The sequence below is a fragment of the Bacillus sp. FSL R9-9497 genome, from assembly GCF_038005805.1.
Taxonomy (GTDB): domain Bacteria; phylum Bacillota; class Bacilli; order Bacillales; family Bacillaceae_G; genus Bacillus_A; species Bacillus_A cereus.
The window spans coordinates 1510154-1527982 of sequence record NZ_JBBOTY010000001.1 but is presented as its reverse complement, the minus strand read 5'-3'; the positions used below and the strand labels follow the sequence as shown (position 1 = coordinate 1527982).

Sequence of the window (17829 nt, the reverse complement as noted above, 5' to 3'; positions counted from 1 at the left end):
TTTCAAATGGTATGGCAAACTAACGTATATAAAGTGAAATTTTAATCAGTGGGGGTTTTGTTCATCCGCCACTGATTATTAGCCCTCACCAATCGGGCTGCCCGGCAAATAGCGGTATAAAATAAAAAACTTTACGTTTAAACGTAAAGTTTTTAATAAGTTATACAACCAGCGATTACAATCCCAATTGAAAGCGATAAAAACATAAGAAAAAGACCGACTGCTTGATTATCTTCTTCAAGACTTTTGTTTATATTAAAGCGTGGTGTAAGCCACTCAGCTAAATAAAAGACGATAATTTGAGCCAAAATCCCAACTGCTCCCCACGAAATCATATCAAGAAGTGAAATTGAATTAGCTGCTGTCGAATATAAAACGATAGCTAACCCAAGTAATCGCCCTCCAAGCACATAGCTTACCGCCTTATTCCCTTGAGCCATTAACTTAAATTCCTTAACTTTCGTTGTCACTTCCATCAAGAACAGACCAATACATAAAAGTCCAAGTGTTACTGCTAAATATAATAAAAAATTAATCATTTTTCCCCCTCCTTTTTATACCTACCGGTAAATAGTACGATTCATTTCCTGTAATCTTTTCTCCCGCGCGAATACCGATACTACTCGCTTTTCCAGCAATTAAAAAAGAACCAAACACATACGACAGTTTCTCCATCCCTTTTTCTGTTTCCAAGGATACGACTGGAAGTTCTGTATACTTTTGAAATATTGGCAGTGACTTTTTATATGTTTGATGTGCATTTTGAAGCATAATATTTTCGTCCTTATCACGAATCGTAATTGTATCTCCTTCTCTACCAAATGAAGGTTTTTGAACGAAAGAACCTTTTCCTAAAAATAAATCTGGTTCTAAATATGTAGGTAACATATATTCTTTAATCCACTGTTGTTCCTCATTTGTATAAAAGGCCTCTTCTTCTGCTAACCCCCAAATAAGACACTGAATTGATTTTGGCTGAAGTAAAAATGCTGACAAAGGATTTATTATAAAAAGCTTTCCGGCCTTTACAAGTTGCAACAATTCCACACCTACCAAATCTCCTGTTTCAGGATCTTGATCCTCAATTAAATCTTCTATCGGATATGTTTGGCGATATAAAACGTCAATCTTCGCCCCATCTTTATCGATTAGAGCATCTTTTGTAATTCTAAGTTCTGACATTGGCACTACTTTATTTTCCACATGACATAACTGACTCAAATACATAGTCGTATTCCAATCCTCAATATGTTCATGATGTGCTGTAAAAACAACATTTGGATTGTCTAATCCCTTTGTCGCTTCCATTACGGCTTTCGTAACACCAGAAGATAGCAATCGTTCTTGATCCGAGTTTGGATCATCATAACCTAGATTTTCACATACTTTCCCATTCATTTGAAAGCATTCCACAATAAAAGTTGGTGTATCACTATTAAACTCAAGCATTTTGATTTGGTTATCCTCTGTTACAGCAAAATCAAATCGCGAAATTACAGATTCAGGATAAAGCCCTTTCATTCTAATGAATGATAAACTCGCGGATGGAAAACCAAGCTCAAGAAGCTGTTCGTCACTTAAATTACGCAGCAGTCTAGCAGTCTTAAAAAATATTTTTCCCATTCGTTCAGTCGCTAATTGTAATTGCTTCATAGTCTGATTTGTTATAGAAAAAACATGAAACAAACTATACTCACATTCATATAAATTCGACCAAAAATTTGGATATTTCAAATAAAACTCTTTTCGATCCCTTATGTATTGCGACATATTTTATCCCCCAAATCCTCCCTTTGAACCGCTTCCAATTCCACCTTTAAATTCAGCAGACGATTGATACGATTTAAACGCCGATGAATTTTTAAAAGTGGATTTATTTTGATAGTATCGCCCACCATAGAAATAATGCCCACGATAACCTGAACTACTATCATCACACTGCCATACCCCAAGTTCATCATCCCAATCCCAATCAGAACAACTATTATCATTCGGTTTTGGGGGAAGATCTTGTGCGCAACCAAATAAAGTGCCAGTCATTAAAGACGTTACGACACCACCTACTAGCCATTTCGTTTTTGTCACCTTCGCACTCCCCTTTTTAATTTCTATTCCTATTATATAGGATGGCATGATAAAGTAGAAGAAAAAGGAAGAAGAGGTATAAAATGCGCTTAGAATATCGACTTAATGATGAAACGAAAGGGTATCCTGCTTTATGGAACTACGCCAATATTTCTAATTCTGAAATTATCGCACGCATGACTTGTGAATATTTTATTAAAGAGAAAAATACTTATGTTGTTACTGCAACTTCGGTTGATCCAGACGGAACAGTAGTTATTTATATTCAAAAAGAAGTTTTCGCCAATGACCCTTCAGACCCTACATACTCCCACATCGGTTTTGAAATTAGAGAACTAAGTGAAACGAGTTCAAGCTTAGTAGATAGTCAAGATGTATGGAACTACGAAGAAATTTTACCATCTCTTCATTCAGATATTATATATATTCAGCGAGACGGCATGTCTATGGAATTCTCCTTAGATTCAAGAGAGATTGATGAAGACAGAAAGTGCTACATTTATTACGGAAACTTCACAGGTGAATCAAGATAATATTAATATATCTATGCAACAAAAAAACCTTACGTATAAAACGTAAGGTTTTTATATAGCCCCACATATGCCGTTCTCTCTAGATGTCCATAAACCTGCTCTCACAGGTGGATGCTCTCACAAATGTTTGTAACTTCCTTCTTAAAAAGATGGCATGTTAGCTACATTTAAATATTGAGCTTCCATATTAAACTTATTGGTTTAAGACATGCATAAGCTACGTACACCGTAGGAATTTTATATAAGGTTAGTTGAAATAAGACCCCCGCACGTGCCGCTCCTCGTAAATGTCCAAAAACCCGCTACTCGCAGGTGGATGCCCTCACAGTTACCGTACATCTTCCTCCACAAGGAAGGCTTGATGATGGTCGCTAAATATTGAGCTTCCGTATAACTAACATCGGTTTTAGACATAAATAAGTTACGCACACCGCAGGATGTATTATTTACTTGTCGTTATATTATCACATTGTTTCCAATGTGTAAAATACAAAGTTTTTCGAGCAATCTCTTGCTTGTGACCTTATTTTAATACAAATTATTTTTGCATGCAAGTGATTAATCTTCTTCTTTTGCAATTTGATTTTCTGGATAAGAAATCCAATCACTCCAGCTACCTGCATACAATTTAACATTTTGGAATCCAGCCAATTTTAATGCAACGATATTTGGACATGCCGTAACACCAGAACCACAATATACAATGGTTTCCTTATCTTTCGACAGATTTTGGAATCGTTCTTGTTGCCCAGCTTTATTCTTAAATTGTCCTGATTGCAACATTCCATCCTTCCAAAAATGGTTTACCGCTGTTGGAATATGTCCTGCTTTATGATCGACAAGTTCCTCTACACCAGCATAACGTTTCGGCTCTCTTGAATCAATTAATGTAACATCCGCACCTGCACGGATATTCTCTCTGACCGTTTCCATCGTTACAAGCATATGATCTTGTATATTAGCTTTGAATGTTTTTCGTATAGCAACAGGAATTTCCGCTGTTGTCGGTAGTCCATTCTCTTTCCAAGCAGGGAAACCACCATCTAATATATATACTTTCTCATGTCCTACATAGTTACATAACCACCATAAACGAGCAGCATTTGCACCAGCTTGACTGTCATACGCAATTACTGTCGTATGTTCATCAATACCAGCCTTCGAAAGCTTGTCTGCAAACTCCTCAATATTTGGTAAAGGATGGCGGCCACCATGTTCTGCTATAGGACTTGATAAATCTAAATTCAAATCAAAATATAACGCATGAGGAATATGTCCTTCTTCATACTTTTCTCTACCCCAATTAGGATTCGCTAAATCAAAACGACAATCGATTATACGGACATTCTCATCTTCTATATGCTCACGTAACCATTCGACTGTAACTATCATCTTTAACGACCTTCTTTCTCTTTCAAACGACTTACATACTCCATAACCATTTCTTCTGTAACATATTTACGCTGCAAGGTAACACCATTTTTTGCAAGATCATTAATTTGCTTCGTTACAAAATTAATGACATCAACCGAAAATTCTTTCCCATTTGACGCAAGAGATACGGCAGCTTCAATAGCTGCTTCACGCTGTGCATCTAATTGTAAACATGCTTTTACGCTTTCATTTTGTTTACGAGAATGTGCTGTAATTGCTTTATGTACTTCCATCTTCTCTTCCCCCTAAATAGTTATACGTTTTTATTCAATTCCATTGCAAGCCGGATCATATCACGACATACAATCCCATTTTCAATAATCTCTTCTTCATAATGCTTCGAAAAGTAATCAAAATCAATAGAAAAAATACGAAATCCACATTTTTGATATAAAGCAAGTTGTGAAACACTAGAATTGCCTGTACCAACTTCAAGTTTTGACATACCATATCCTTTAGCAGTTTCTACAGCATGCCTTAATAGCTTCTTCCCAATCCCTGTTCCTTGTAAATGTTCTACAACCGCAATATTCATGATTTCCATCGTCTTTGGCCTTGTTTCCAAAAGAACATATACACCGATAACGCTCCCCCCCTGCTTAGCTACGTATGTTAATCCTCTTTGTACATATGTAGCTATTTGCCGTTCACTTGGATCAGCAAGTAACAATAAAGCCTTCGGTATAGCCTCTTTTGGAATACGTTCTATTACAACAGACATAAAAAATTCCCCCTTCTCTATTGTTCTAAACCCTCCTTGTCTACCATAAGTAATAGAAAGGAGGGATTCACCATGGACAACAATGAGAAAAAATGCAACGTCATCTCTATTGATGGAAAGAAGAAGAAAAGCGACACGTATTCCTATCCAAAATTAGTAGTTGAAAACAAAACATATGAATTTTCTTCATTCGTCTTATGCGGTGAAACACCAGATGGCAGACGACTCGTTCTTACTCATATGATTTCTACCGATGAATTTGCTGGATTTGTAAAATCTTTAGATACTGTACTTCAAAAGAAAATTGAACGAATCTTTTTCTCATAACGACTATATAACATAAATTTCTTTTTCAATCTCTACTAACTGCTTTTGCAATTGTTCTTTACTTTGTTCATATAGAGATACATCGATCGTTTCAGCCAATGCAAACAATATACTTTCATAATAGTTCATCACATCTTGCTGCATCACTTTTTGGAATAAATTCCACTTCATATCCCACTCTTGCTTATAATGATGAACAAATAAATGTTTTTCATCAGCTACATAGTTTGATACGAGCGGTTCTAATACAGATTTAGCGTCTTCTTGCATAAAAGCTTTGTCATTCTTTTCAAAAAAGCTTTTCTCATTTTTAAAATGTGCCAATGCTTTTTTGAAATCTTTTATTTCAACTGAAGGGAAGGGTTCTTTATGTGTAATATCTTTATATTCATACTCCACTGTTCCATTCATAGAAATTGATTCATTTTCTACTTTACAGTTCACTACAATTTCGTCTTTTGCACGCTTCATCGCTTCGTCTATCCATTTTTCAAGGCGTAATGATGTCGCACGCATTTCTTGCAATAAATCATGCTGAATAAATGCTACTAATTCCATAACACACTGCTGCAATTGTGTTTTCACATTTCCATCGGTTCGAAGTGACGCCGGATTAATAAATTCAGTAAACACATCGTTATAGCGTAGGAATAGACGCTGTTGCACGTAATAAAGCAACTCTTTCACTTCATTTTGCATCGCCTGTTCTTCAGCAAGTACACTATATGAAGAAATGATATGAAGTAGTTGATCACGCTCTGCTTCATATTTTTTCGTTTGCTTCTCTTTCTCTTCATTCCCCTGCTTTGCACCCTTTATCATGTTTACTAAAAGCTGATCTGCCCCTTGCAACGCACCATATAGAGCATGCACAGAAACAAGCATTAAATCTCTCATCATAAAGGACGTAAATGATTCCTCAAACTTAGTAATCCCAGAGTTTTGTAAAATACCATACTTCTCTTTTTCAACATTCTTTCCTTGTTTCTCTTCAAGCGCACATAAACTTGAAATTGCAAATAAACGCGGATTTCTAATACCGTATTGCAGTAGCTGATCTGCGATATAACCTTTTACCATTTCAAGTTCTTCTTCAGACTCTGCTAAATCCGCAGCATTAATTAAGAAGAACATTTTATCAAGGGAAAAAGTATCCTTTACACGACCAAGCTGAATTAAAAATTCACGGTCAGCACGAGAGAATACATGGTTATAATATGTTACAAATAAAATAGCATCTGCGTTTTTAATATACTGGAATGCAACATCCGTATGGCGAGCATTGATAGAATCCGCTCCAGGTGTGTCTACAAGCGCTACTCCCTGCCTTGTTAAAGCACAATCATAATAAAGTTCCATATACTCAACGAAGCATGATTTCTCTTCATTCGCTACATAATCAGAGAACTCTTCTAATGTAACTTGTACTTGTTCTCCTAAATAAGTAGAAACTGCATCATACCCTTTTTGTACCGCTCGTAAAAAGCTAAATGTTGTTTTTTGCTTCCCAGTTGGTGAAGGATATTTCATAACTTTATCAATTTGTGCTAACGCTTCATCTAACGTAGCAATCTCATAATGAAACAGCTTATAAACAGCTTTCATATCTTCTAATAACGCTTGCTTTGATTTAAACTGAACAATTACTGTTCCATGTGGTTTTTCCTCTGTAACCGGCAAAATTTGATTAATCGTTGCCGTCGTCGGGTTTGGTGATACAGGAAGTACTTTCTCACCGAGTAAGGCATTGGCAAATGATGATTTTCCAGCACTAAATGCCCCGAATAACGCTACTGTAAATTGTTTTGTTTCTACACGTCTTCTTTTCTCTATTACCTCTTGCTGTACATGTTTCAGCGCTGGCAATGGCTCTAATATCGTTTCAGCTTTTTTCACTTTCTCTAATATCCGCTGAATATTTAAAGCCGCCGTTCCTTTCAGCTCTTCTTCATGAATCGCTACGTTATCGTTTACGATTTCCTTCTCTTGTAGTGTAAATTTCTCACTAACAATTTGCTTTTCCCTTTGCAATATCTCATCTATTTGCAAACCTTCAGGCGTAGCAACATGATCGTGCCAAACATTTCGTAAATAGTCTTCATATGCCGCCAAATTGTTATTGTATTGTAATTGTGTTTCTTTCGCCGTTTGCAACATCGTATATGTTTCAATCTCTTCTTCAATACGAGCAACTGCTTCCCTCACCTTTTGCTTTAAAACGACCGCACTTTTATCAAAAATTTGCTGTGCTTTTATAAAATAACGCTTCTTTAGTTCATTCGCTACATCCGCTGTATAAAGAAGTAAGTAATCACCTGTGAAACCTGCGCCTTGTTTAATTACCTCAGCCAACATTTCTGGTCCGAAAGCAATTTCTAACCCATATATGTCTTTCCCAATTTCCTCCGTGAACAATCCTTCTTCTTTTAAGAAGGCTACAATAAATTCCTTCACATGAAAATCAAGCTGCGTTTCAACAGTCTTTTGAAGGGCAGAATAAAACGCCTCTACACGCCTTTGTTTTTCTTGCTCCGTCTTTCCTTTCGCAAATAGCAAACCGACTTTAAACTTTGTTAATTTCGTTTCTAAGTACGCATTTGCCAATTCTCTCATTTCAAATGGCATTAAATACGCGTTATCTAATATAGCTTGTAGGCCTTTTATAAATTCATTTCTCACATGAGACTCTTTACTTGCCTCACGATTTTTCGCTTCCGTTAACTCTTCCTTCTTTTCAACTACCTCTGAAATAGAAAGTGGTGATGCTAACTCTTCCTCATATTTCAAAAGAGCTTTTTCATTTTCAGAAACAATAAACGAGAAATGTTCCCCCATTAAATATTCTGTTTCTCGCTCCATTCCAGTCCTTACATACTGCTCTTTTTCTTTCATAATAGAAGTAATTAACGTTTCTAAGCTTCCAATTTCATTATGTGGATGGTTCATCATTCGTAATGACGTATAATATACTCCATCTACTTCAATATCCCAGTTAGAGAACGATTGCTTTACACTATCTTTATAATTCTCAAACGACAATTCATTTTCTTTATGTTTATCTATTTGATTGACAACGAGATAAACCGTTTTATTACGTTGTTTCAATTCTTTAACAAATTGCAAATTCACTTCCGATTGGACGTGATTATAATCCATCATATAAAAAATTACGTCTGCTAGATGTAGCGTTGATTCTGTCGCTAATTGATGGGCATCATCTGTTGAGTCAATCCCTGGTGTATCTACTAACATAACACCTTCAGGAATTGGCGCATCATTCCGATAAATGTGAACACCAATTACCTCATCACCATCTTTACAAATTTGTTTTAATTCTTCAGCTGAATATGCACCGTCATACTCGTACTGTTCTCCAGATTTAACCGTTACAACAACACGATCCATTCCTTTTTCAATTTTGACAACGTTAGCGCTTGTCGGAATTGGACTTGTTGGTAACAACTGCGCTTTATATAGATGATTCATCATCGTTGATTTCCCTGCAGAGAAGTGACCACAGAACGCTATCATAAGCTGTTCTTGTTTATATTTTTGAATCACCTCAAACAACTTTAAACTATTCTCTGCATCGCCGTGTTTTTGCCACTCTTCATAAAAACAAACAAGTTTTTTCATACCGTTTGTCTGTACTATGTTTGTCATCCCCTTGTTCCCCTTTATCCAAGATGTATATACTTTTCCCCGCTATTTGCGAGCTCATAACCAGTGAGAGTTACACCTACCCATTGATTACAGTTTCACTTTACTATCATACTAAATTTTCAGCATATTCTCATTAAAAATAAAAAATCCCTTTCATTCTTTTTACAAATGAAAGGGATTTTATGTCATATCACTCATTTTGCTGTTCCTACTCCATTTAAAACATACTTCGCAATAACTGCATATACAGCGACTGTACCTGCTACTAATGCATATACCATACTTACACACCAACCTTTTTGATAATGATTATCAATTTTAAATATATTTTATCATTAAAGAGAATCATTATCAACACTTTTCATAAAGAAAGCTCCTTATAAGAAGGAGCTTTACTGCCTGTTTTGAAAAAGGTTAAAACTTGTTGTGCCCTCTTATTATATCGCATCTTACATAACTTAATAGTTAAAAAAAATGGAAATCCACCCTATACCCTCCATCTTACATTTTGTATAATAAAAGGGAATTACTTAACAGGGAGGAAAATAATGACACAAAATATTTCACAAGGCGAGAGGATACACTCCATCGATATTATTAGAGGAATAGCTGTACTAGGTATTTTTCTTGTGAACTGGCCTGTTATCGCTGGGATTGACTCACGTGATATTTCAGGAGTTTATGAAGGGCTAGATAGCTATATCCGTCTATTTTACGATATGTTTATTCAAACAAAGTTTTATACTATCTTTTCGTTTTTATTTGGCCTAGGCTTTTACATTTTTATGACTCGTGCTGAAGCAAAAACAGATCATCCGAAAATTTTATTTGTTCGCCGCTTACTTATTTTATTATTATTCGGTTTCTTACATTACGTTCTTTTATGGGACGGAGACATTTTACATACTTATGCGATTGCTGGATTTTTCTTATTTTTATTTTATAAGAGAGAACCTCGTACTATTTTAATATGGGCTATCGTTTTATTGAGTATTTTTCAATTCATTATGCTAATGGCTGGTATTACAGTTGCATTGGTACCAAAGGAAGAGCTAGGTTTTTCCTTACCTATCATGCCATTAGAAGATTGGCTGTCACAAATACAAAATCGTTTCCATGCATTTTACGCTGATGGAATTGGATTAAATTTACTTATGCTTCCAGAAACAGTTGGGCTATTTTTGCTTGGTTTATACGCCGGCAAAAAGGATATTTTCCGCCGCACGAAAGAGTTAGATCTAAAACTTAAAAAATGGCAAATTATTATGTTCCTTTTAACATTACCAATGTGGTTCTTCATGGTCCGTTACTTCTTATCAAAACCATTTTATGAACCAATTTATATGCAGGTCTTTACAATGTTTAGCGGAAAAACGTTATTCATATTCTACATTTTCACGCTAATGCGTTTATTACAAAAAGAAAAATGGCAAACGTTATTACGTCCATTCCAATACGTTGGACGAATGGCATTAACAAATTACATCTCGCATACAATTGTTACATTACTTGTATTTGGTCTATTCCTTAAAAATTATTATCCTGCTCCATTATGGGTTGGACCAATATTCTGCATTAGTTTCTACACGTTACAAATCTTTATTAGCCGCTGGTGGCTTTCACATTATCAATACGGGCCACTTGAGTACATTTGGCGTCTTGGTACGTACGGAAAAATGATGCCACTTAAAAAGAAAAGCAAGGTCTCATAATGAGACCTTGCTTTTTTACGCTTCTCTTACCGCACTTTGCATAGACACCGGCTCTTCTTTTATTTTCACTTTACGCTGCGGCACCATATTAAATACGATATTTAAAAGTACTGCTGACGCACTTCCAAGTACAATTCCGTTATCTGTTAAAATACGAATATTTTCAGGAAGTTGTGAGAATAAAGTAGGAACGACTGTAACTCCAAGTCCGATTCCGACAGAACATGCAACGATTAATAAATTTTCTTGTTTACCAAAATCAACGCTACTTAACATTTTAATACCATATGCCATTACCATACCGAACATTGCTAACATCGCACCGCCCAGTACTGATTTCGGAATGATCGTTGTAATAGCTGCGATTTTTGGAATGAATCCAAGAACGATTAACATACCACCACAAGTATAAATAATAACGCGATTTCTTACTCCAGTTAATTGAACAAGCCCTACGTTTTGAGAATATGTTGTATATGGGAACGCGTTGAAAATACCACCTAACACCATCGCTAATCCTTCTGCTCGATAGCCTTTTGTTAATTCTTTTTCACCAATCTTTTTATTGCAAATATCAGATAATGCAAAGTATACACCTGTTGCTTCTACAATCCCTACGCAAGCAACTAAAATCATCGTAATAATTGGCGTCAATTCAAATGTTGGTGTACCGAAGTAAAATGGCTGAATACCATGGAACCAATCTGCTTCTCCAACTGCTTGCAAGCTTACTTTCCCCATAAATGCTGCAACGATTGTACCGAACAATAAACCTAGCAAAATAGAGATTGAACGAATAAATCCGTCGAAGAAACGATACATAATGATGATAAATAGTAACACACCAAATGCTAACGCTAAGTTTTCAAGACTTCCGAAATCTTTGCTTCCTACTCCGCCAGCCATATCATTAATAGCAGCTGGAACAAGTGTAACTCCAATTACTGTAACGACAGATCCTGTTACAACAGGGGGAAACAGTTTTACAAGCTTTCCAAATAATTTTGCAAAAATAACAACGAATAACCCGGCAGCAATAATTGCTCCATAAATAGAAGACACGCCGTATTGTTTCCCGATTGCAATCATCGGTCCAACCGCTGTAAATGTACAACCAAGCACAACTGGAAGCCCAATACCGAAAAAGCGATTTGATAATGCTTGTAAAATTGTCGCAACGCCGCACATTAATAAATCAATTGAGACTAAATATGTTAACTCTTTTTGATTCAAACCAAGTCCACCGCCCACAATAAGCGGAACGATAATTGCTCCAGCATACATTGCAAGCATATGCTGCATACCAAGCGATGCAATTTTAAATGGATGCTGCTTCATCGTTTATTTCACCTCCGCAGTTTCTTGCTGTACAAATGTAACTGTGCCGTTATCAAGTGATGCAATTTCTGCTAGTGATTCAACACGAACGCCTTGTTCACGAAGCTTCTTTCCTCCATCTTGAAATGCTTTTTCAATAACAATTCCAATTCCTGCAATACTCGCTCCAGCTTGCTCTACTAAACTCATTAAACCTAAAGCAGCCTGACCGTTTGCTAAAAAGTCATCGATGATTAATACACGATCATTTTCATCGATATGATTTCGAGATAATGAAATTTCATTTGTTTCTTGTTTTGTAAATGAATATACGTTTGCAACGTACATATTATCTTGTAACGTTAACGATTTACGTTTTCGTGCAAAAATTACTTTTACACCAAGCTCTAATGCAGCCATAACCGCTGGTGCAATGCCTGAAGATTCAATCGTCACGATTTTTGTAATGTTCTCTTCTTTAAAACGTTTAGCAAATTCTTTTCCGATTTCTTGCATAAGTACTGGATCAATTTGATGATTTAAAAAAGCATCTACCTTTAATACGTCACCAGATAAAACCTTTCCTTCGTTCAAAATCTTTTCTTGTAATACTTTCATGTTTGTTCCCCCTCTTATGCAATAAAAAAACTCCAAAAGCCGCCACCACTCGTTACAAGTGAGAGACGCGCTTTTGGAGTTTCGCAAAAAAAGAATGCTAAACAAGCAATTATATTCGTCCTCACTCATAGTCAAAGTATTTACGGTACTTCGGTAGAAACTTGCAGGCCATATCCCCGCGATTATATGAGTGTAGCTAACTATTTATTTTATAGAAGGATTATAACGTACTTTTTATGCTTTGAAAAGCATTTATCAAAAAAACACGTACAAATTTTTAAAAACCACTATTTTTGTTCGAGTTTTGCAAACTCTTTCATTCCCAATTACAACTTCGTTAAAATGATTGGCCCATCTTTTGTAATCGCAATTGTATGCTCATATTGAGCTGATAATTTCCCGTCCATCGTTCGTACAGTCCACCCATTTAAATCTACTTTAGAATATCGCATACCTATATTTACAATCGGTTCAATTGTAATTACCATTCCTTCTTGTAACTGAGGTCCTTGTCCTTGTTTCCCAAAATGAAAAATTGCTGGTTCTTCATGAATCTCTTTACCAATCCCATGTCCCGTAAAGTCTCTTGCGACAGAAAAACCTTCATTTGTTACATAACTTTCAATTGCATAGCCAATGTCTCCTACATGATTACCAATTACCGCCTGATCAATCCCTTTATACAAAGCATTCTCAGCTACTAACAACAACTTTTCTGCTTCATCAGAAACTTTTCCAACTCTATACGTCCAAGCAGAATCTGAAAGACCCCCATTTAAGTTTACTACCGTGTCAATTGTTACAATATTACCCTCAGTTAAAGGAACATCGGCTGGAAACGCATGACACATTTCATCGTTTACAGATGCACATATCGCATATGGATACCCGTTGTAACCTTTCTGTTCAGATGTGGCACCATGCTTTTTTAAATACATTTCAACAAACGTATCAATCTCTTGTGTCGTTATACCTGGCTTTATCATTTTCGCAATTTCTTTATGACATGAAGCAAGTAATTTTCCAGATTCATGCATCAAATCTATTTCATTTTTCGTTTTAATTGTAATCATACTACCTCTACCTTTCCTTGCTAAACCTACTATTTGCTACTAAACTTCTATCATACACACCCTCTACCGAAATTTCAAAACCCTCAATTACAACAAGTAAACAATATGTATCATATATTTCTAAATCAAAATAAAAAAACAGAAGATCCTCTGTTTTTTAATCACGTTTACATATATAGTTCATTTTCAAGAACTCAAAACAACCACCATTTGTTTTCTGTATAAACGTTCCAACCGCTTCAAACCCCACCCTTTTATACACTTTTATCGCTCTCTCATTAAATGTCGCTACTGATAGTGTTATATATTTGCATCCGTATTTTTCTTTGCTAAAAGCTAGTCCAGCATTCACGAACTGTAAACCAAATCCATTTCCAGTTATATCAGGCCTCATTCCAAGTCCAATCTCAACCGTTCTATCATTCATTTTACAAACAGTAAAAAAACCAATGAGAATGCCATTTTCCTTCACAGAAAATGTATGATTCCCTCTACTCTCATCATGTAAAAACTCATCTAAATCTTCTTCATCTGCCTCTATATCGTAAAAGGAATATTCCCCTTTATAATGCCAGTTATATGCAATCTCTTCCGCCTCTTCTTGCGTCATTACTGTATATGTATAAACCATCTTCTATCCCCCTATAAAAAAAGCTGCAAGTAAGCAGCTCTTTTTTATAACTCATAAATTCCTTTATACTTCACTTCTAAATAATCTGCTAAGTAATTTGCATTTAACCCTTCGCCTGTTACATCTTCTAAAATTTCAAGTGGCTTTTTCGTTTTACCATACTGGTGAATATGTTCTGTTAACCATTCACGAATTGGTGTTACGTTTCCTTCTTCTAACAATGCATCAAAGTTCGGAATGTCTTTTAACATTCTTTGCTTAAATTGTGCTGCATACATGTAACCAAGCGCATAAGATGGGAAGTATCCAAATGAGCCACCAGCCCAGTGAACATCTTGCAATACACCTTGCGCATCATTTTCCGGACGAATTCCTAAATATGCTTCCATCTTATCATTCCAAGCTGCTGGTAAGTCCTTCACTTGTAATGTACCATCAAATAATTCTTTCTCTAATTCATAACGCACCATAACATGAAGCGGGTATGTAAGCTCATCTGCTTCTATACGAATGAATGACGGCTTCGATTCGTTAATTGCATCATAAAATTCATCGACTGACATATCATCAAATTGACCATTGCTATACTCTTTTAATAAATCATAATTTTTCTTCCAGAATGATTTATTACGGCCGATAAAGTTCTCAAAGAATAACGATTGTGACTCATGAATACCCATAGATGTTCCACTACATAACGGTGTACCTTCAAATTTCTCTGCAATATTTTGTTCATATACAGCATGACCACATTCATGAATTGTTCCAAACACAGCCATGCGGAAATCCTTTTCGTCATAGCGTGTCGTAATACGAACATCCCCTCTATTTAAAGTAATCTCGAATGGATGTACTGTTTCATCAAGACGGCCTGCCTCAAAGTCATAATTCAATTGCTTTAATAGTTCTAATGTAAAGTTCTTTTGTTTTTCTTTTGAAAATTTTTCCGATAAAGCACTTGTTTTTAATCCTTTTTTAGACTCAGAGATTTCTTTTACAAGCGGTACGATGCGCTCACGAAGTTGACCAAATACGTGATCTAAAACTTCTACTGTAATACCTGGCTCATACATGTCTAATAATGTGTTGTATTTATATGTTCCGTAACCCCAATATGTAATAAATTTCTTTTTAAATTCAACAATTTTTTCTAAGTACGGGCGGAACATTTCGAAATCAGATTTTTCACGAGCTTCTTCCCACACACTCTCTGCTTTCGCTTCTAATTTCACATACGCTTCGTATTCCGCTTGTGGAATTTTCTTATTTCTATCATATTCTTTACGACACTCTTCAACCATTTTCTTCGTCGTTTCAGAAAGTTTATCTTCACGTATTAAAGCTTCAAGCTCTGTTAAATAGTTCCCCATCTCATCTGAAGTCGACATGGCAAATACTTCTGATGAAAGCATGCCAATTACTTCTGAACGCTGGTCTACACCTTTTTTAGGCGCCCCTGTTCTCAAGTCCCAAAACATTAAGCTTAATGCTTCTCCGTAATTTTGTATCTTCTTCACGTATGTTAAAAATTGCTTTTCTACTTCATATGTAGCTACTGTCATTGTATAAAAACCTCCTTTTTCTACCTCAAACTTAATTCGACATGAAAATCTAATTTCCTTTTATAATAGAAAAAAAGCTTGGCAAGCGCCAAGCTTTCTCCTTATAATTCTTTACCTTCTACTGGTAGTACGTTTTTCACCGCTTCTATCACTTTCTCATCTTCTGTATCAGATAAGAAGATTGATATAGCACCTTTATCGTCGCTCGTACGAATTAAACGGCCAATCCCTTGACGAAGACGTAAAATCATATACGGTACATCTACATCCCAGAATGGATCATTTACATGTTTACGCTTCGCCTCAAACACAGGATCGTTTGGAGGGAATGGTAATGACCAAATGATAACATGTGATAATGATGAACCAGGAATGTCTAAACCTTCCCATAAATGAACGGCACAAAGTACAGTCTCTTCTTCATTTTGGAAACGAGAAACGAGCTGACTAATTTCTTGATCCCCTTCATATAAGAACGGAACTGACATTTGTTCTTTACTTACATATTCTTTAAACGCTGCAAGTTCTTGTGTTGTACGGAATAATACAAGTGTACGTCCATTTGTTTTCTGTATATTTTCAAGTGTATATTGGCACTTTCTTTCCCATTCATTTTCTTTCGTATGCGATAGTAAGTTTACTGCCATTTGCTCCTCATAATCAAACGGTGAGGCAACTGAGAATGATAAGTAATCTTTTACCCCTAGGCTATTTGCTGTAAATGCGAATGAATCGTTATTAGATAATGTAGCAGACGAGAAAATATACGGAATTTTCTTCGAGAATACTTTCTCTTGTAATACTTCTTCTACTGCACGTGGCATAATCACTAACGTGAAGGCTCCATCACCTTCTTCACCCCATGTAATTACATTTTTCTCATGCATGAACAGACGAAGTGAATGCTCTAATACATCTAAATGTTCATCAACGATATTTAAGTCATACGTGTTTACTGTATGCATTTCACTTTCAAATACTAATGCATCACCGACTTCACCAATTTTCGCATAAAGTCGTTTCGCTTCAGCTGTTACTTTTTCTGTCACAGTAATTTCTAAACGATCAGAACCGGCAATTTCTTTTTTGTTTTCTTGTAACACATCAAAGAATCGCTCTGTTTGCCAAATTGTTTCTTCTACTAAATGTGCAAACTCTTCACGAATATCGTTTTGTAATAATCTCGTTAAAAGTTGCTCCATCATCGTTTGCTTTAAACGATATGTTAAAGCTTTTTGAGCTGCATATTCTACAAGATGTCCTTCATCGAATACAACACAACTACTTTCTGGTAATAATGGAATTTGTCCTTCACGCTTTCGAGCATCGTACGTCCAAATATGATCCATATAAAAATCTTGAGAACAAATAATTAAATCTGCTGCTTTACGATAATGTTCACGTGAAAGAGTTTGACCGCAACGATGACGAGAATCACAAGTGAAGCAATCTTGGAAGTAATCCCAATTTACTTTTGACCATTCTTCGTCATTTAATAGTGGAAATTCTTTTCGGTCACCATAGTGAGTAAAGTTTTGCATCGTACCATGATCAAATACGAATTGTGGTAATTCATAATATACGTCTTCAATTACTTCTGGAGCTCGTCCACTCATAACATCTTCAAGCTTACGTAAACATAAATAATTATCCATTGATTTCGCAAGTCTTACATCTACAGATAAGCCTAACGCTTCAGATAATTTCGCAATGTCTCCTTCTTCTTTCACAAGCTGCTCAATTAACGTTTCATCTGCACAAGCAATTATAGCTGGTTTTCCAGTATAACGCGCATAGCAAATTGCATATAGAAGATATACAATTGTTTTCCCTGTTCCTACACCAGCTTCTGCGAACATAACTTTCTTTTCTTGGAAAGCACGCTCTAACTGAAACGCCATAAAAATTTGTTCATCACGCTCTTCAAAGCCTTTTTCCGGAAGGATGTCGTAAAACACATCTCCAATCCACTCATTCAACTTATCATAAAAATTATCTTGTTTTCCTACTTCAAATGGTAATCTCTTCTCAGTAAACATCCTTAGCCTCCAACCAAAAAGTTTTTCTATAAAAAGATATAGTAACCGCTACTCATATGTGTGCAGCTACTTTCCCCTGTTGCCATACATATAAATACACGAAAAAAAATTTTC

Annotated in this window: 16 protein-coding genes, 2 other RNA genes and 1 riboswitch; of the genes, 3 read left to right on the top strand and 15 right to left on the bottom strand. The window is 35.8% G+C overall.

The features are described 5' to 3' along the window. Positions 1-152: 152 nt before the first annotated feature. From MKY21_RS08005 to MKY21_RS07995, 3 genes are read right to left on the bottom strand one after another with little or no spacing between them, the layout of a single operon-like run. Positions 153-539: a DUF350 domain-containing protein gene (locus MKY21_RS08005; RefSeq protein WP_000606857.1), complete on the bottom strand. Its 387-nt coding sequence runs from the start codon at positions 537-539 to the stop codon at positions 153-155. Next, positions 532-1770, bottom strand: coding sequence for a glutathionylspermidine synthase family protein (locus MKY21_RS08000; protein ID WP_000084949.1), 1239 nt, complete (start codon positions 1768-1770; stop codon positions 532-534). Before MKY21_RS08000 ends, MKY21_RS08005 begins: the two co-directional genes overlap by 8 nt. A 3-nt stretch (positions 1771-1773) precedes the next feature. Beyond that, positions 1774-2085: a hypothetical protein gene (locus tag MKY21_RS07995; RefSeq protein ID WP_000169030.1), complete on the bottom strand. Its 312-nt coding sequence runs from the start codon at positions 2083-2085 to the stop codon at positions 1774-1776. Positions 2086-2168: 83 nt separating this feature from the next. On the opposite strand from MKY21_RS07995, the gene MKY21_RS07990 reads away from it, so the two are divergent. After that, positions 2169-2618 (top strand): hypothetical protein, encoded by a 450-nt coding sequence (locus tag MKY21_RS07990; RefSeq protein ID WP_086392164.1) that lies wholly within the window; start codon positions 2169-2171, stop codon positions 2616-2618. A gap of 54 nt (positions 2619-2672) precedes the next feature. Here the strand turns inward: MKY21_RS07990 and ssrS (MKY21_RS07985) are convergent. The 5 genes from ssrS (MKY21_RS07985) to MKY21_RS07965 all read right to left on the bottom strand — a co-directional run bounded on the left by ssrS (MKY21_RS07985) (position 2673) and on the right by MKY21_RS07965 (position 4773). Further along, positions 2673-2856, bottom strand: a non-coding RNA gene (ssrS, locus tag MKY21_RS07985) — 6S RNA. Between the two features lie 21 nt (positions 2857-2877). Beyond that, positions 2878-3060, bottom strand: a non-coding RNA gene (ssrS, locus tag MKY21_RS07980) — 6S RNA. Between the two features lie 116 nt (positions 3061-3176). Further along, the gene (locus tag MKY21_RS07975; RefSeq protein ID WP_000637562.1) at positions 3177-4010 is read right to left on the bottom strand and encodes a sulfurtransferase; all 834 of its coding nucleotides are present in this window, start codon (positions 4008-4010) and stop codon (positions 3177-3179) included. Between the two features lie 2 nt (positions 4011-4012). Beyond that, positions 4013-4285, bottom strand: a complete 273-nt coding sequence (locus tag MKY21_RS07970) for a YpbS family protein (RefSeq protein WP_000451810.1) — start codon at positions 4283-4285, stop codon at positions 4013-4015. A gap of 20 nt (positions 4286-4305) precedes the next feature. Continuing rightward, positions 4306-4773 carry a GNAT family N-acetyltransferase gene (locus MKY21_RS07965; RefSeq protein WP_000117687.1) on the bottom strand — a complete coding sequence of 156 codons (468 nt, stop codon included), beginning with the start codon at positions 4771-4773 and terminating at the stop codon, positions 4306-4308. A 72-nt stretch (positions 4774-4845) separates the two neighbouring features. On the opposite strand from MKY21_RS07965, the gene MKY21_RS07960 reads away from it, so the two are divergent. After that, positions 4846-5100 (top strand): DUF3931 domain-containing protein, encoded by a 255-nt coding sequence (locus tag MKY21_RS07960; RefSeq protein ID WP_000369740.1) that lies wholly within the window; start codon positions 4846-4848, stop codon positions 5098-5100. A 3-nt stretch (positions 5101-5103) separates the two neighbouring features. Here MKY21_RS07960 and MKY21_RS07955 read toward each other — a convergent pair whose 3' ends face one another. Further along, complete coding sequence (locus MKY21_RS07955; RefSeq protein ID WP_341075861.1) at positions 5104-8763, bottom strand: dynamin family protein; 3660 nt, start codon at positions 8761-8763, stop codon at positions 5104-5106. Positions 8764-9311: 548 nt separating this feature from the next. On the opposite strand from MKY21_RS07955, the gene MKY21_RS07950 reads away from it, so the two are divergent. Beyond that, a complete protein-coding gene (locus tag MKY21_RS07950; protein ID WP_098616271.1) occupies positions 9312-10475 on the top strand; it encodes a DUF418 domain-containing protein in 1164 nt (387 codons plus the stop codon). Positions 10476-10490: 15 nt separating this feature from the next. Here MKY21_RS07950 and pbuX read toward each other — a convergent pair whose 3' ends face one another. From pbuX to MKY21_RS07920, 6 genes are all read right to left on the bottom strand, one after another. Continuing rightward, positions 10491-11813, bottom strand: coding sequence for a xanthine permease PbuX (gene pbuX / locus MKY21_RS07945; RefSeq protein ID WP_000809219.1), 1323 nt, complete (start codon positions 11811-11813; stop codon positions 10491-10493). A gap of 3 nt (positions 11814-11816) precedes the next feature. After that, complete coding sequence (locus MKY21_RS07940; RefSeq protein WP_000866483.1) at positions 11817-12410, bottom strand: xanthine phosphoribosyltransferase; 594 nt, start codon at positions 12408-12410, stop codon at positions 11817-11819. A 108-nt stretch (positions 12411-12518) separates the two neighbouring features. Then, positions 12519-12620, bottom strand: a riboswitch (purine riboswitch). 116 nt (positions 12621-12736) lie between these two features. Next, positions 12737-13483, bottom strand: coding sequence for a type I methionyl aminopeptidase (locus MKY21_RS07935; protein WP_000628415.1), 747 nt, complete (start codon positions 13481-13483; stop codon positions 12737-12739). 157 nt (positions 13484-13640) lie between these two features. Next, positions 13641-14114, bottom strand: a complete 474-nt coding sequence (locus MKY21_RS07930) for a GNAT family N-acetyltransferase (RefSeq protein ID WP_000263214.1) — start codon at positions 14112-14114, stop codon at positions 13641-13643. A gap of 44 nt (positions 14115-14158) precedes the next feature. Further along, a complete protein-coding gene (gene ypwA / locus MKY21_RS07925; protein ID WP_341075857.1) occupies positions 14159-15676 on the bottom strand; it encodes a carboxypeptidase in 1518 nt (505 codons plus the stop codon). A 101-nt stretch (positions 15677-15777) separates the two neighbouring features. After that, positions 15778-17715 carry an ATP-dependent DNA helicase gene (locus MKY21_RS07920; protein WP_000493698.1) on the bottom strand — a complete coding sequence of 646 codons (1938 nt, stop codon included), beginning with the start codon at positions 17713-17715 and terminating at the stop codon, positions 15778-15780. Between the last annotated feature and the right edge of the window lie 114 nt (positions 17716-17829).

What these genes read in the sequence shown, in the direction of transcription:
- MKY21_RS08005 (WP_000606857.1), bottom strand. Translation starts at nt 539, where the DNA reads ATGATTAATTTTTTATTATATTTAGCAGTAACACTTGGACTTTTATGT.
- MKY21_RS08000 (WP_000084949.1), bottom strand. Translation starts at nt 1,770, where the DNA reads ATGTCGCAATACATAAGGGATCGAAAAGAGTTTTATTTGAAATATCCA.
- MKY21_RS07990 (WP_086392164.1), top strand. Translation starts at nt 2,169, where the DNA reads ATGCGCTTAGAATATCGACTTAATGATGAAACGAAAGGGTATCCTGCT.
- MKY21_RS07975 (WP_000637562.1), bottom strand. Translation starts at nt 4,010, where the DNA reads ATGATAGTTACAGTCGAATGGTTACGTGAGCATATAGAAGATGAGAAT.
- MKY21_RS07970 (WP_000451810.1), bottom strand. Translation starts at nt 4,285, where the DNA reads ATGGAAGTACATAAAGCAATTACAGCACATTCTCGTAAACAAAATGAA.
- MKY21_RS07965 (WP_000117687.1), bottom strand. Translation starts at nt 4,773, where the DNA reads ATGTCTGTTGTAATAGAACGTATTCCAAAAGAGGCTATACCGAAGGCT.
- MKY21_RS07960 (WP_000369740.1), top strand. Translation starts at nt 4,846, where the DNA reads ATGGACAACAATGAGAAAAAATGCAACGTCATCTCTATTGATGGAAAG.
- MKY21_RS07955 (WP_341075861.1), bottom strand. Translation starts at nt 8,763, where the DNA reads ATGACAAACATAGTACAGACAAACGGTATGAAAAAACTTGTTTGTTTT.
- MKY21_RS07950 (WP_098616271.1), top strand. Translation starts at nt 9,312, where the DNA reads ATGACACAAAATATTTCACAAGGCGAGAGGATACACTCCATCGATATT.
- pbuX (WP_000809219.1), bottom strand. Translation starts at nt 11,813, where the DNA reads ATGAAGCAGCATCCATTTAAAATTGCATCGCTTGGTATGCAGCATATG.
- MKY21_RS07940 (WP_000866483.1), bottom strand. Translation starts at nt 12,410, where the DNA reads ATGAAAGTATTACAAGAAAAGATTTTGAACGAAGGAAAGGTTTTATCT.
- MKY21_RS07935 (WP_000628415.1), bottom strand. Translation starts at nt 13,483, where the DNA reads ATGATTACAATTAAAACGAAAAATGAAATAGATTTGATGCATGAATCT.
- MKY21_RS07930 (WP_000263214.1), bottom strand. Translation starts at nt 14,114, where the DNA reads ATGGTTTATACATATACAGTAATGACGCAAGAAGAGGCGGAAGAGATT.
- ypwA (WP_341075857.1), bottom strand. Translation starts at nt 15,676, where the DNA reads ATGACAGTAGCTACATATGAAGTAGAAAAGCAATTTTTAACATACGTG.
- MKY21_RS07920 (WP_000493698.1), bottom strand. Translation starts at nt 17,715, where the DNA reads ATGTTTACTGAGAAGAGATTACCATTTGAAGTAGGAAAACAAGATAAT.